Source organism: Flavobacterium solisilvae (genome assembly GCF_012911605.1).
Taxonomy (GTDB): domain Bacteria; phylum Bacteroidota; class Bacteroidia; order Flavobacteriales; family Flavobacteriaceae; genus Flavobacterium; species Flavobacterium solisilvae.
Genome location: NZ_JAAMPT010000044.1, coordinates 1 through 243, shown reverse-complemented (window position 1 = coordinate 243; position 243 = coordinate 1). Strand labels below are relative to the sequence as shown.

Sequence of the window (243 nt, the reverse complement as noted above, 5' to 3'; positions counted from 1 at the left end):
GCACACAACCCGAGTATTTTGTAACAAAGTTTATTTATAATAAAGAAGCAAATACCTACACTTGTCCGCAAGGACAAACGCTAAGCACTACTGGTCGATGGCACAAGAAAACAGGTCGAACTGAGGAAAGTGGTTACAGGTTCCAAAAATACCGCACACCAGCTTGCAAAACCTGTCCAGTAAAAGACCAATGTACCAGCCGAAAAGGCGGAAGAGAGATTGACCGAAGTGAGTATGCTGATG

General features: G+C 43.6%; 1 protein-coding gene. It reads left to right on the top strand.

What is annotated here, in order from left to right:
• Positions 1-243, top strand: a 243-nt coding sequence (locus G6042_RS00210) for a transposase (RefSeq protein ID WP_211161582.1), incomplete at both ends; no start/stop codon positions are given.